Origin of the sequence: Pseudomonas sp. NA-150, assembly GCF_044336365.1 — a bacterium.
Taxonomy (GTDB): Bacteria; Pseudomonadota; Gammaproteobacteria; order Pseudomonadales; family Pseudomonadaceae; genus Aquipseudomonas.
In genome coordinates, this window is sequence record NZ_CP172305.1 from 3,147,892 (window position 1) to 3,161,450 (window position 13,559).

The 13,559-nt window shown below is 59.6% G+C and carries 11 protein-coding genes, 2 pseudogenes and 1 riboswitch; of the genes and pseudogenes, 7 read left to right on the forward strand and 6 right to left on the reverse strand.

Annotated elements, in window-relative coordinates:
- Positions 1-119 precede the first annotated feature (119 nt).
- A complete protein-coding gene (cobM, locus tag ACF0H7_RS14925; RefSeq protein ID WP_397453501.1) occupies positions 120-866 on the reverse strand; it encodes a precorrin-4 C(11)-methyltransferase in 747 nt (248 codons plus the stop codon).
- Between the two features lie 43 nt (positions 867-909).
- Positions 910-1,347: a cobalamin biosynthesis protein gene (locus ACF0H7_RS14930; RefSeq protein ID WP_397453502.1), complete on the reverse strand. Its 438-nt coding sequence runs from the start codon at positions 1,345-1,347 to the stop codon at positions 910-912.
- Positions 1,348-1,524: 177 nt separating this feature from the next.
- Positions 1,525-1,723, forward strand: a riboswitch (cobalamin riboswitch).
- A gap of 97 nt (positions 1,724-1,820) precedes the next feature.
- Between ACF0H7_RS14930 and cobW the strand changes: the two genes are divergently transcribed.
- From cobW to ACF0H7_RS14960, 6 genes and pseudogenes are all read left to right on the forward strand, one after another.
- Positions 1,821-2,885: a cobalamin biosynthesis protein CobW gene (gene cobW / locus ACF0H7_RS14935; protein WP_397453503.1), complete on the forward strand. Its 1,065-nt coding sequence runs from the start codon at positions 1,821-1,823 to the stop codon at positions 2,883-2,885.
- A gap of 3 nt (positions 2,886-2,888) precedes the next feature.
- Positions 2,889-6,653: a cobaltochelatase subunit CobN gene (gene cobN, locus ACF0H7_RS14940; RefSeq protein ID WP_397453504.1), complete on the forward strand. Its 3,765-nt coding sequence runs from the start codon at positions 2,889-2,891 to the stop codon at positions 6,651-6,653.
- Between the two features lie 17 nt (positions 6,654-6,670).
- On the forward strand, positions 6,671-7,684 hold the full coding sequence (locus tag ACF0H7_RS14945) for an ATP-binding protein (RefSeq protein WP_397453505.1): 1,014 nt from the start codon (positions 6,671-6,673) through the stop codon (positions 7,682-7,684).
- Positions 7,685-7,698: 14 nt separating this feature from the next.
- Positions 7,699-8,340: a VWA domain-containing protein gene (locus tag ACF0H7_RS14950; RefSeq protein ID WP_397453506.1), complete on the forward strand. Its 642-nt coding sequence runs from the start codon at positions 7,699-7,701 to the stop codon at positions 8,338-8,340.
- Positions 8,341-8,401: 61 nt separating this feature from the next.
- Positions 8,402-8,503, forward strand: a pseudogene (locus ACF0H7_RS14955) (antitoxin); the annotation flags it as partial.
- 19 nt (positions 8,504-8,522) lie between these two features.
- Positions 8,523-8,627 (forward strand): annotated as a pseudogene (locus ACF0H7_RS14960) (type II toxin-antitoxin system mRNA interferase toxin, RelE/StbE family); the annotation flags it as partial.
- A gap of 91 nt (positions 8,628-8,718) precedes the next feature.
- Here ACF0H7_RS14960 and ACF0H7_RS14965 read toward each other — a convergent pair.
- Positions 8,719-8,985: a hypothetical protein gene (locus ACF0H7_RS14965; RefSeq protein WP_397453507.1), complete on the reverse strand. Its 267-nt coding sequence runs from the start codon at positions 8,983-8,985 to the stop codon at positions 8,719-8,721.
- A 371-nt stretch (positions 8,986-9,356) separates the two neighbouring features.
- Between ACF0H7_RS14965 and ACF0H7_RS14970 the strand changes: the two genes are divergently transcribed.
- The gene (locus ACF0H7_RS14970) at positions 9,357-10,682 is read left to right on the forward strand and encodes a sigma 54-interacting transcriptional regulator (RefSeq protein ID WP_397453508.1); all 1,326 of its coding nucleotides are present in this window, start codon (positions 9,357-9,359) and stop codon (positions 10,680-10,682) included.
- A gap of 86 nt (positions 10,683-10,768) precedes the next feature.
- Here ACF0H7_RS14970 and ACF0H7_RS14975 read toward each other — a convergent pair whose 3' ends face one another.
- From ACF0H7_RS14975 to ACF0H7_RS14985, 3 genes are read right to left on the reverse strand one after another with little or no spacing between them, the layout of a single operon-like run.
- The gene (locus ACF0H7_RS14975) at positions 10,769-12,043 is read right to left on the reverse strand and encodes a hypothetical protein (RefSeq protein ID WP_397453509.1); all 1,275 of its coding nucleotides are present in this window, start codon (positions 12,041-12,043) and stop codon (positions 10,769-10,771) included.
- Positions 12,044-12,090: 47 nt separating this feature from the next.
- On the reverse strand, positions 12,091-12,834 hold the full coding sequence (locus ACF0H7_RS14980; protein ID WP_397453510.1) for a hypothetical protein: 744 nt from the start codon (positions 12,832-12,834) through the stop codon (positions 12,091-12,093).
- A gap of 34 nt (positions 12,835-12,868) precedes the next feature.
- Positions 12,869-13,549 (reverse strand): C39 family peptidase, encoded by a 681-nt coding sequence (locus tag ACF0H7_RS14985; RefSeq protein WP_397453511.1) that lies wholly within the window; start codon positions 13,547-13,549, stop codon positions 12,869-12,871.
- Between the last annotated feature and the right edge of the window lie 10 nt (positions 13,550-13,559).

A 13,559-nucleotide genomic window follows, 5' to 3' on the forward strand; every position in this document is an offset into this window, starting at 1 on the left:
AGCGCGTAGCGGTCGCAAAATACCAGCACACGGTTTTGCAGAAAAACCTGGGATATCGGTTTCGCGACTGCTTCGCAGCCGATCGCGGGCAAGCCCGCTCCTACGGTTTTTAGGCGGCTTCACGGACGGAACAGGTGCGCATGCCCGGCACGGTACAGGGACGATTCGGAAAACTGGTCGTTGGCCAGCACTCGACCCACCAGAATCAACGCCGTGCGCCGGAAGCCCTTGGCCTCGACTTTGATCTGGATATCCGCCAACGTGCCGACCACCCAGTCTTGATCCGGCCAACTGGCGCGATGCACCACGGCAATCGGGCAATCATGGCCGTAATGCGGTATCAGTTCAGCGACGATCTTATGCAGGTTATTCACCCCCAAATGAATCGCCATCGTTGCCTTGTGCTGCGCCAGGCTGGCCAATTCCTCGCCCTCGGGCATTGAGGTTTTATCGGCGTACCGGGTCAGGATCACGCTTTGGGAAATGTCCGGCAGTGTCAGCTCGGTGCCCAGCAGCGCTGCGCACGCGGCAGTGGCGGTGACGCCGGGGATGATTTCGAAGGGGATCTGCATCTCGCGCAGGTAACGAATCTGCTCGCCAATCGCGCCATACAGACTCGGGTCGCCGGAGTGCACGCGGGCTACGTCCTGGCCGCGCTCATGAGCGGCTTTCATCAGCGCGATGATCTGTTCCAGGTGCAGTTCGGCGCTGTTGACTACCTGATCGGCCTGATGGCCTTGCAGCACGGCGGCCGGGACCAGTGAGCCGGCGTAGATGATCACCGGGCAACTGCGGATTAAACGCTGGCCTTTGACCGTGATCAGCTCCGGGTCGCCGGGGCCTGCGCCGATGAAAAAAACGGTCATGGGTACTCCAGAATCTAGACAGTAAAAAACAAGCAGGTGCGGATTATCGACGATTTGTCGGCTCGCCGGCCAAGGCAAATGTCGCGCGGCGGCTTTTTTGCCGAGTGATCAGCAGATCGCCCACTGCACCGGACAGTTGCTGTGCCAAGGCCAACGCCGTGCTTTCGGCGACGCCGTAGCAGCCGGTGTGGGCAAAGGCGATGTCCGAGCGATGGCTGAGCCGTGTTTCAAACACCGCCAGTTCAGTGGCGCTGAAAAACACCAGCGGCAGTTGCAGTTGCGCGGCCAGCGCCAGCAGGCCCGGTTCCGTGCTTTTTTGATTGATCGAAGCCAGGGCAGTGAGGGCGCCGATGTGCAGGCCGTGGGCGTGCAGCCCTTGCTCGATCAACTGCCGTAGTTCGTCGACGCAACAACCGCGCTGGCAGCCGATACCGACCACGCGCGTGGGTTGTTTCAACGGTGGATCAGCAGGGCTGGGCATGCTCGGGTGCGCTCGATATAAGGCGCGCAGAAAAGCATGTCGCAATGGCTGTGGTCAATCGCCGAGCGCCGTGCGTGCGTGATTCACGACGTGATAGTTCTGAAACCACCGTTTTTTTTCCGCAATATGTGCCCAAGCCTGCAGGCGCTTTCTGATTGACCTCTGCATAGCCACTGCGTAGCCTTGTGCGTTCGAGGTTCTCCGGCTGCGGTCGGAGCTAAGACGGGAACGCGGTCCAAGCCGCGGCTGCCCCCGCAACTGTAAACGGTCATGTTCATTGCACTGCCACTGCGGGTCCGCGGGAAGGCGCGATGAATGCCTGTCGCATGACAGGCCACCGTGAGCCAGGAGACCTGCCTCGCAACGAATTTTCTCTAGAACCGGGCGGGGTGATCCGGTGGCGAATTGATCCGCATGCAGTTCTTGTGCGGCTCTCGTCCCGCTTTGCCCGCCGCTTTGCCAAAGGGCATCCGATGAAAACACTGGCTAAACTTCCCGTCACTATCGTCACCGGGTTCCTCGGTTCGGGTAAAACCACGCTGCTGCGCCACATGCTGGACAACGCCGAAGGTCGTCGCATCGCGGTGATCGTCAATGAATTCGGCGAACTGGGCATTGACGGCGATATCCTCAAGCAATGCACCATCGGTTGCACTGAAGAAGAAGCCAACGGCCGCGTCTACGAGCTGGCCAACGGCTGCCTGTGCTGCACCGTGCAGGAAGAGTTTTTCCCGGTGATGCAGGAATTGGTGGCCCGTCGTGGCGATCTGGACCACATCCTGATCGAAACCTCAGGCCTGGCGTTGCCAAAACCATTGGTGCAAGCCTTCCAGTGGCCGGAAATCCGCAACGCCTGCACGGTCGATGCGGTAATCACCGTGGTCGACAGCCCGGCCGTGCTGGCTGGCACCTTTGCTGCGTTTCCGGATCAAGTCGACGCCCAGCGCAAACTGGACCCGAACCTGGACCACGAATCGCCACTGCACGAGCTGTTTGCCGACCAGTTGGCCAGCGCCGACCTGGTGATCCTCAACAAAGCCGACAGGATGGACGCAGCCGGTCTGGCGGCCGTGCGTGCCGAAGTCTCGGAAGAGCTGCCGCCGGCGGTGAAAGTCATCGAAGCCAGCAGCGGTCGTCTGCCGATCAGCGTGCTGTTGGGCCTGGGTGCTGAGTCCGAGCTGCACATCGACAGCCGCAAGACCCACCATGATCACCACGAAGGGGATGATCATGATGACCACGATCACGACGCGTTTGATTCGATCTCCATCAGCCTGCCGCAAGCCGATGAGAGCCTGTTGCTCGACGCGCTGACGCAGTTGGTGGTGCAGCATGGCATTTTGCGGGTAAAGGGTTTCGCGGCGATTCCGGGCAAGCCCATGCGTTTGCTGATTCAGGGCGTGGGCACGCGTTTCGACAAGCACTTCGACCGCGCATGGCGGGCCGATGAAGAGCGCGCGACGCATCTGGTGCTGATCGGCCAGGAGCTGGACGCGGCACTGCTGGAAGCGCAACTGCGTGCTGCGGTTGCTGGCTAAGCCATGCACCTACTGAGAACCCAGCCCGGCGGATTTGTCCCTGACGACAGCATTGCTGACCTGGGACAAACCCCGGCCGAGCTGGTGATTCTCTGCAGCGGCGATTCACACCTGGCATTGCTGGCCGAAGCGGCGCAGCAGTTGCCGGACGATTACCCCAGCCTGCGTTTGGCTAACCCGATGCAGGTGCAAAATCACGCCTCGGTGGATTTGTACGTCGACCAGGTGCTGCGCCACGCCAAAGTTATTCTGATTTCGCTGCATGGCGGTATTGGCTATTGGCGTTACGGCGTCGAGCGGCTGGTGGAGCTGGCGGAGCAGGGCGTGCAGTTGATTCTGGTGCCGGGTGATGATCGCCCAGACCCGGAACTCAGCGGTTTAAGCACGGTATCAGCGGCAGAGGGCGAGCGGCTTTGGCATTTTTTGCGCCAGGGCGGCCTGCACAATGCGCTGGAGCTGTATCGCTGTCTGGCCAGTTGCTGGCTGGAGCGGGATTACCCGTGGGCCGAACCGCAGACCTTGCCGCGCACCGCGATTTACCATCCACACATTGCCAATGCTCAATTGGGCCACTGGCAAGCCGACTGGCGCGCTGAGTGGCCAGTGGTCGCGGTACTGTTTTACCGCTCCCACCTGCAAGCGGCCAACACCGGTTTTATCGACGTGTTTTGCGCACGTTTGCAGGCCCAGGGTCTCAATCCTTTACCCATCGCCGTTGCCAGCCTGAAAGAACCCGGTTGCCTGACGGTGGTGGAGGACTTGCTGGATCTAACCGGTGCCGAAGTGATCCTGAATACCACCGGCTTTGCCCAGTCGAGCCCGGAAGCGCCACATTTGCGTCCGTTTCGCCGCAATATTCCGGTGATTCAAGCCATTTGTGCTCAGGACAACGAAACGGCCTGGCGTGACAGCGAGCAAGGCCTTGGTTCGCGGGACCTGGCAATGCATATCGCCTTGCCGGAGCTGGATGGGCGGATTATCAGCCGGCCGATCAGCTTCAAGGATCTGGCGTGGCGCAGTGAACGCAGTCAATCGGATGTGGTGTGCTATCGCGCACAACCCGAACGCATGGATTTTGTGGCCGAACTGGCGCGGCGCTGGATCGAATTGGCGCGGCTGCCCAATGGTGAAAAACGCGTGGCGTTGATCCTCGCCAATTACCCGACCCGCGATGGCCGGATCGGTAACGGCGTGGGCCTGGACACACCGGCGGCGGCGCTGAACATCCTGCGGGCGATGCAGGTCGAGGGTTATCCGTTGGCGCTGTTGCCCGCGAGTGGGACTGCGTTGATCCAGGCATTGCTCGGCGGCGTCAGCAACGATCTGGACAGCATCGATCTGCGCCCGGCCCGGCAAAGTCTGGCGCTGGACGAGTATCTGGCGGCGTTCAATCAATTGCCGCCAGCCAATCGCGCAGCCGTCACCGCGCGCTGGGGCGAACCACACACCGACCCTATGTTCCGTGGCGGGCGGATGATGGTGGCCGGGCTGCGGTTTGGCCTGACCTTCGTCGGCATTCAGCCGGCGCGGGGTTATCAAGTAGACGCCAGCGCGGTCTATCACGACCCGGACCTGGTGCCGCCCCACGGTTATCTGGCGTTTTATTTCTGGTTGCGCAAGGCCTATGGCGCGCATGCCGTGATCCACGTCGGCAAGCATGGCAACCTTGAATGGCTGCCAGGCAAGGGCGTCGGGCTGTCCGACAGCTGCTGGCCAGACGCCGTGCTCGGTGCGATGCCGAACATTTATCCGTTCATCGTCAATGATCCGGGTGAGGGTGCCCAGGCCAAACGTCGCACTCAAGCGGTGATCATCGACCACTTGATGCCGCCCCTGACCCGCGCCGAAACCTACGGCCCGCTGCGCGATCTGGAAGTGCTGGCCGACGAGTTCTACGAGGCGCAACTGCTTGATCCACGCCGCGCCAACGAGCTGCAGCGCGACATTCTCAAGCTGGTGCGCGAGACCCATATCGACCGTGAGCTGCAACTTGACGAGTCGCTCGATAAGCAGGCCGACGCAGCGGTTTGGCTGCCACGTCTGGACACCTACCTGTGTGACCTGAAGGAATCACAGATCCGCGACGGCTTGCACATTTTCGGTGAGTCACCCAGTGGCCGGTTGCGCATCGACACCCTGTTGGCCTTGCTGCGCATTCCCCGTGGTGATGGCCGGGGTGCGCACTCCAGTGTATTGCGCGCGTTGAGCAAAGCCTTCGAACTGGATTTCGATCCACTGGACTGCGAATTGTCCGCGCCGTGGAGCGGGCCCAGGCCTGGCGGATTGCTGGAGTTTAGCGCGGAGCCCTGGCGCACGGCCGGCGATACGCGGGAACGGCTGGAGCTATACGCTGCGTGGTTGATTGAGCAAGTGCTGATCGGTACTGAAGTTGAGTTATTAACTGAAAACAATGAGTTATCTTCTGTTCTTCATCATTTGCGAGAAGTAGTGGCGCCGCGTCTGGATGCCTGTGGTCCCGCGGAGATGCAGGGCTTGCTCGACGCCTTGAGCGGTCGGTTTGTCCCCGCTGGGCCGAGCGGTGCGCCGAGCCGTGGCCGTTTGGATGTGTTGCCGACCGGGCGTAACTTCTTCTCGGTGGACGTGCGCAATCTGCCGACCACCACGGCCTGGCGCATCGGTTTTCAGTCGGCAAACCTGCTGCTCGAACGGCACTTGCAGGATCACGGCGATCACCTGCGTCAGCTCGGCCTGTCGGTATGGGGCACGGCGACCATGCGCACCGGCGGCGACGATATCGCCCAGGCCATGGCGCTGATGGGCGTACGTCCGGTGTGGGCCACGGGCAGTCAGCGGGTCGATGATTTTGAAATCCTGCCGTTGAGCTTGCTCGACCGGCCACGGGTCGACGTAACGCTGCGCGTGTCCGGGTTTTTCCGCGATGCGTTCGCCAACCTGATCAAGCTGTTCGATGCGGCGGTGCAGGCAGTCGCGGCGCTGGATGAGCCGGATGACATGAACCCGTTGGCGGCCAAGGTTCGCGAAGAACGGCAACAATTTGAACGCAGCGGCTTGAGCGCCGATGACGCCGCACGCCAGGCCGGCTGGCGCATTTTTGGAGCGAAACCGGGTGCCTATGGCGCCGGTGTGCAGGACGCGATCGATGGCCGCTTGTGGCAAACCCGCGATGACCTGGCCGAGGTCTACCTGAACTGGGGCGGGTACGCCTATGGCGGGGTCGATGAAGGGACGCCCGCGCGTGAGCACTTTGCCCAGCGGTTGACGCAACTGCAGGCGGTCCTGCAAAACCAGGACAATCGCGAGCACGACTTGCTCGACTCCAATGACTATTACCAATTCCAGGGCGGCATGCTCGCGGCCGTGGAAAGCCTCAGCGGTAAGACAGCCGCCAGCTATCATGGCGATCACAGCCAACCCGACTTGCCGAAGATTCGTACCCTCAAGGAAGAGCTGAACCGGGTCATTCGCTCGCGTGCGGCGAATCCGAAGTGGATCGATGGCGTCAAGCGTCACGGCTACAAGGGCGCCTTTGAAATGGCGGCGACGGTGGACTTCCTGTTCGCCTTCGACGCCACCACGCAACTGATTGACGATCACCACTATGCACTGTTGGCCGATGCCTATTTGCTCGATCCATCGACCCGCGAGTTCATCGAGCAGCACAACCCTGACGCCCTGCGCGACATGACCGAACGCCTGCTCGAAGCGCAGCAGCGTGGGCTGTGGCAGGACCCGGGCGAGTATCGTCAGGCGCTGGAAAACCTGTTGCTGGATATAGAAGAAAACTGATGACGGCCGAGACAAGCATGAGCGATATCCCGCATTTTCCCTTGGCGGCCGTGGTCGGCGCTGATGACCTCAAGTTGGCGCTGTGCCTGACCGCCATCGACCCGAAAATAGGCGGTGTGCTGATTGAAGGGCCGCGGGGCATGGCCAAGTCGACACTGGCCCGTGGTTTGGCCGATCTATTGGCCAGCGGGCAATTCGTGACCTTGCCGTTGGGCGCTACCGAAGAACGGCTGGTCGGCACCCTCGACCTGGACGCCGCATTGGGCGAGGGCCGCGCGCAGTTTTCTCCCGGCGTACTGGCCAAGGCCGACGGCGGCGTGCTGTATGTCGATGAGGTGAACCTGCTGGCCGATCACTTGGTCGATCTGCTGCTGGATGTAGCCGCCAGTGGGGTCAACCTGGTCGAGCGCGACGGTATCTCCCATCGTCACGCATCGCGTTTCGTATTAATCGGCACCATGAACCCGGAAGAAGGCGAGTTGCGCCCGCAATTGCTTGATCGTTTTGGCTTGAACGTGGCCTTAAGTGGGCACACTGCGCCGGCCGAGCGTGGACAGATCATTCGTCGACGGCTGGATTTCGATGCCGATCCCATGGCGTTCTGCGCGCAATGGGTCACGCAACAGGAAGCCTTGAAACAGCGTTGTGAGCGGGCGCGCCTGCTGCTGCCGAGCATCCCGTTGGACGATCAGGCCCTGGCGCAGATTACCGAGCGCTGCTTCGCGGCGGCGGTCGATGGCTTGCGGGCGGACCTGGTCTGGCTACGGGCGGCGCGGGCTCACGCCGCCTGGCGTGGCGCTGGCAGCATTATCACTGAGGACATTGACGCCGTGGCTGAGTTTGCCCTGCGCCATCGTCGTCGCAACCCCGCGCCACCGGCGCCGCAACAGAATCCGGCCAGCAATGGTACTCCGCCGCCGCAGCAGCAGGACGACCAAACGGGCGGCCAAGGTAACTGGGGAGAAATGCCCGCTCAGGCAATGCCAGTGGGCGCGCGTCGTGAAGTGCCGAGCTGGCCAAAAAAGCCTTAGGCATTCGCCCTCGTATGACTCCGGGGGCGGATGCCAGTCCTCGGCCAGGGTCACTCAGTGGCGGTAAAACCGGAGCGTCCCGTGCCGGTGCCAAGGGCGCAATTAGTTGGCTGCCGACCTTGCTGCGTGGTCGGCCTAAAACCCGCAAGGATCTGATCCGCACGCCACGCAGCCATCGCCCACACGAACTGTGGCTGGTGATCGTCGACGCTTCAGCCTCGACGCGTCGGCATCAAGCCTTGAGCCAGGCCAAAGGCCTGTTGAGCCAACTGTTCGACGACGCCTACCGCCAGCGCGCACGGTTGGCGTTGCTGACCGCCAGCGGGGTGTCCTCGCGCTGGCAACACCAAGGCCTCAAGGCATCTGCAGCCCTGCAACCCTGGCTCAACGCATTGGGCGCTGGCGGTGGCACGCCGATGCTGGACGCGCTGCAACAAGCGGCAACCTGGCTCAGCAAACGGCAACGGCAACACCCAACGGAACAGCAGCGGATGCTGTTGTTGACCGATGGCCGGATCAAGGATTTTTCAGATGTGCCTGAGTTCGATTGCCCACGGCTGTTGATTGATATCGAACAGGGGCCGATCAGGCTGGGAAGGGCAGTGCAATTGGCCGAGGCGTTGGGGGCCGAATATCGGCATATTGATGCATTGTGAGATGGAAAACTGCCATACGTTATCTTTGGTCTAAATAACGACCTTAATTGGAGTCAAAGTCATGCAAAGCGTTTTGGCAGATATGGCAGTCAGCGTCTCGGAACAGAAGAAAAATCCCTCTGCTGTTTTTGGTAGCGCGCATGGCGGGCCGGTAGCCGTGCTCAAAGGCATCTGGATATTGACTGGTTTACAGAGTCGAAGATGCGCGGATTGTGATTTCAGTAGTTGCCGAGGGTAAGCGGGAGCGTAGCGCGGTGTACGAAACTGGCGCACAAGAGGTGAACTGACACCCCGATATATCAACGGGTCTCGTACCAGTCCGGTTTGGCGGCGATAGCGATTTTACAGGCGCCATCGCCGGCAAGCCGGACTGCGGATTTATTCCGGCATAACCCACGGCTTGAGGCTGTAACCATCCTGGCTGATCTGCGCACGTACCTGCTCCAGTACGTGCTCCAACTGGGTCGGATCGCAATACATACTGCTGGGTATCTGCTTACGGCCAATGCGGGTGTTAGTACGGTCGATGACGGTCAGGCTCAATTCGCCATTGCCGTCTTGCGGGGCCCAGGCAACGCATTGAAAGGGTTCAAAGGCGTGGCCGGCAATCAAGAGTGCTTCGTTAAAGCGCAGCGGGGCGTTCATAGGTATTCCTCTCTGTGCCCGAATACATTCAATCACCGTCGGTGGGCTGACCGTTCGGCTGGTTACTAGTACTGATGTTCCGAGTCGAGGGGTAAGTCACAGCCTCGGTGTAAAAAAAATAATATTTGTTTGTAAAGCCAGCGGACGCTTGGCACCGCACATCTCCGGGCACGTTGTAATTCGAAGCAGGGTCCATACTTAAATGTGCAGGCAGTACCCGCACTGTCCGGCAGGTTTTTCAGTCCATTTTGATCTTAGCGTTATCGTTAAACGGTACAAGCAGGTGTCAAAGTTTTGCTAACGTTACACTCGAGAACGCCAACTCACTGTTTATAAAACGATTTATAACTTCTGGCGTCAAGGAACCTGTTATGCATGAATCGGCTCCGCTGCGTCGCTTGTTGGTTGTCGATCCCTGCGACGATTGCCTTCGATTGATTCCTGTCCTGCGCGAAGCTGGATGGGATGTCGACAGTTGTACCCTGGAGTCGGCCGCTGAACGGTCGTGTGACGTCGGCTTGCTTCGACTCATGCCTGACCACATTGAACGCCCCGAAGCCGTAAAGGATTTGATCACCCGCAGCCATACCGAGTGGATTGCCGTGTTGAGCCCTGACGACCTGCGTCGCCAGAAGTTTGGTGATTTTGTCTGCGAGTGGTTCTTCGATTTCCATACCTTGCCGTTTGATGTGTCCCGGGTGCAGGTCACCCTGGGGCGGGCATACGGCATGGCGCGTTTGCGCGCACAAGGCACGGTCCACGTACGCGAGCTTGAACATGAGTTGCTGGGCGAAAGCCGGCCGATCCGCGAGCTGAGAAAGTTATTGAGTAAGCTGGCGCCCACCGAATCACCGGTTTTGATTCGAGGTGAGAGTGGTACCGGTAAGGAATTGGTGGCGCGCACGCTGCATCAACAGTCGCAGCGCAGAGGCAAACCCTTTGTCGCAATCAATTGTGGGGCGATTCCGGAACACCTGATTCAGTCCGAGCTGTTCGGCCATGAGAAAGGCGCCTTCACCGGGGCTCATCAACGCAAGATCGGACGTATCGAAGCCGCCAACGGCGGTACTTTGTTCCTCGACGAAATCGGCGATTTGCCGTTGGAGTTGCAAGCCAACCTGCTGCGTTTCCTTCAGGAAAAGCACATTGAGCGGGTAGGCGGTCGTGAACCGATCGCGGTCGATGTGCGGGTATTGGCCGCGACCCACGTCGACCTCGAGGCCGCGATCGGTCAAGGGCGTTTTCGCGAAGACTTGTACTATCGGCTGAACGTTTTGCAGGTAGGCACGGCGCCGTTGCGTGAGCGCCATGGTGACCTGGCGATGCTGGCCAACCATTTTGCCCATTTCTACAGTCAGGAAACCGGGCGTCGCCCCCGTAACTTCAGCCAGGACGCCTTGGTGTCCATGGGCAAGCACGATTGGCCGGGTAACGTGCGCGAACTGGCCAACCGGGTGCGCCGTGGATTGGTGCTGGCCGAAGGTCGGCAAATCGAAGCGGTGGATCTGGGATTGGTCGGTCAGAATGAAATCGCCAGTGCCATGGGCACGCTGGAGGACTACAAATCCCGCGCCGAACGCCAGGCATTGTGCGATGTGCTGACCCGTCACAGCGACAACCTGAGCATCGCCGCCAAGGTTCTGGGCGTGTCGCGGCCGACGTTCTATCGGTTGTTGCATAAGCATCAGATACGCTAAGTCTTCTATAGTTTACGACCGCTTCGCCAAGACCTGAGCGTCGTCAATAAAATGCCCGCCGAAGCGGGCTTTTTTGTGGGTTCGAATTAGAAGTAGTACGGGAATTTCAGGCTGAAGGAAAAGGCGGGTGCATCCGAGGTCAGGCCAATGGCCAGGTTCGGGACAATGGTCAGCTTGTCGCTGGCCGCTATGGTCAAGCCGATGTTGAAGTTGGCGGCGTTGTAGTCGCTGTTGCTGACCGAACTCCATTCGCCGCCGCTCGGTTTGACTTTGCTCTTTTGCGCCCATTGATCAGAGAAGGAGAACGCCATGCTCATCTTCTCATTCAAGGCGAACGCGATACCCGCGCCCAACTGGTAGGAGTCGCCCAGTTTCACGTCCCCCGACACTTTGCTATTAAGTGTCGGGCTGATATCGCCGAACGAGTCCTCCATGTTGTAGGTGTAGGACAGTGAGCCGAAGAGCACCGCAGGGTCGAAGGTTTTGACCAGCGAGATCCCTGGGGTGATTGACCAAACGCCGTTGCCGGTAGGGAGTGACTCAGGCACGTTCAGGTTGTCGTTGCCTGCAACGGGAATCAGTTTGATTCCGTAAGGGTTTTTGCCGGTAGGCGCCTTGACCCGCAGGCTGACCACCGCGTCGGGCCAATTGGTCGATTCGTCGAGGAATTTGTAGGCCACACCGACGTTGACATCGCCGATTTCCGGATCGCGTTTGACAGTGTCGTCGGATGTAACCGAAGCGGCACCACCAGCGCCGCCAGACTGGTACGTCGACTCGCGATAAATGACCGGGGCGTTAATGTCGAACTGCCAACGCTGCGCGACGTTGTAACGCGCCGTCAGGTCGAGGGTCCAAACGTCGGCCTTGATGCGGTCGATATTGATGTTGCCAAGGAAGATCGAGTCCAGTGCCAGGAAGCCGTTCAGCACGAGTGCATTAGTGTCGTAGTGGGTGTAGGTCAGACCTGTTTCGAAACTGAACTTGCCATTACCGAAAAAGCCACTGGCTTCGCTGTAGAGATTGTTGACGCTTTGAGCGGGTTCCGCGTCGTCCTTGAGCGATTGCCCATATGAGCTGGTCCCGGGGGCGCCCGTCGCCACCGCCTGGCCACTTTTGGGCGTTTCGGCGGGGGAACGGGTCAAGCGTTTGGGGGGCGGCGCGGCGGAAGCTTCTTCGGTCTGGCGAACGCGCTGTTCAAGCACCATCAATGCTTTTTGTTGTACTTCGTAGTTCTGACGCAACTCCTTCAGTTCTTGTTCTAGGGCTTCAACCTGGGGATCCGTTGCTGCCTGCAGCAATGTGGCCGGGGCCAGGGCGCTCAAACATACGACAGCTTTCAATGTGAGCGATCGGTACATGGGTTAGCCGTCCCTTGTGACTACATTTTGATGAAACTGAGCGTAGATCAGTATCCAAAACCGCGCATACCTTTGAGCTGGTCGAGGCTCGAATTCAATGAGCCAGCCGAAGGAACGCTGTTATTCAGGACCACGTTGAGCGATGTCAGGTTGTTGACCTGATTGCTGCCGCCGAGCAGGGTCGTGGCCTGCATCAGGCGGCCCTGGGACAGACTTTGCATGGCCGAGCCTTGGTTGTTGTTGGCGACGATGTTCATCTGCATGCCAGAGGCTCCCTGGGTGATGCTGACGGTACCGGCACCGTTGGAGCTGGTAATAGTAGAACCCGTTGCCAGGACTTGCCCCGACGTAACGAGGGACGGTGCCTGGTTACCACCTTGCACGTTGATATCGACGTTGTTGTTGGCCTTGTTGTTGTCGCCGGCGGCACGCACCACTTGGGTTACGCCCTGGGTAGTGTCAAGACCGGCGCCACCGGTGACGCTGCCATAGCCTTGTTGTGGGGTGGCCGTGCTGTTGCCTTTCTCATTGACAACCGAGACATAGAACTGCGGCTTGACGGTCGATTGTTGAATTTGCAGTAACGAAGTCGCCCCGATCAGCTCACCGTTGGCGTTTTGCCAAGTGCTGCTCATGACAATCCCGAAGCTGATGATCCTTCCCGGCATGACGTACCTGCCACGCAGGGCGGCCAATTCTGCATCCTTGAGTTCGATCGGTTTGAACGGTTGTGCCTGGGTTGGCAGGCTGGCAGTCAGGCATAGGACGGCCAGCCAGAATGGAGTCTTCATTGAATGCTCCCTGGAGCTCCGCGCTCCCGTGTCATTAGAAAAAGTCGCTCTTGATGAATCCGAAGTCGAGCAACTCAGCGTCTTGCACGGGATTAAAGTTATTGATGTGGTTCTTGGCGGTAAGCGGTATTGGCGGGGCGAGTAGGGCGTTACCCTTGTCGTAGCCCTGGCCGATGACGGCGAAAATGATGCCGTTCCAGCCATTGACGAAGTCATCGAACTTGTAACGCTTGTGACCCAGTACCGGGTCACCGATGTACACCCAGTCCTTCTCGGCACGCTGCATGACCACGAAGTGCTTGTAGCCACGAATGTCCATCAGCACCACGACGGGAATGGAAACGTCCCTCAGGCTTTCCGGCGAAACGCGGTAGCCACGGGCACGCATGCCGATGCTCTCTACGTACCGCTTCATGTCCAGCATGGAAAAACCTTTGACCCGAACCTCGTTGATGTCCGAATGGCCCAGCATGCCTTTGATAATGTCCTCTTCGCTGACGTCCAGCCAATAGGCCTGGCGCAGAACGGTCGCCAAGGCTGCTGCACCACAACTGAAGTCGGTTTTCTGCTCGACCAGATTGGAAAACCTGCGCTCGCGCAAGCTTTGGATCGGTTTGTAGACCACAGCACCGCCGGGCAAGACGGCCAACGGCATTTGAGCTGCCTCACTGAGACTGGCCACGCAAAGCAGAAATACAAGAGCTAAAGTGCGCATGATCGGTCCC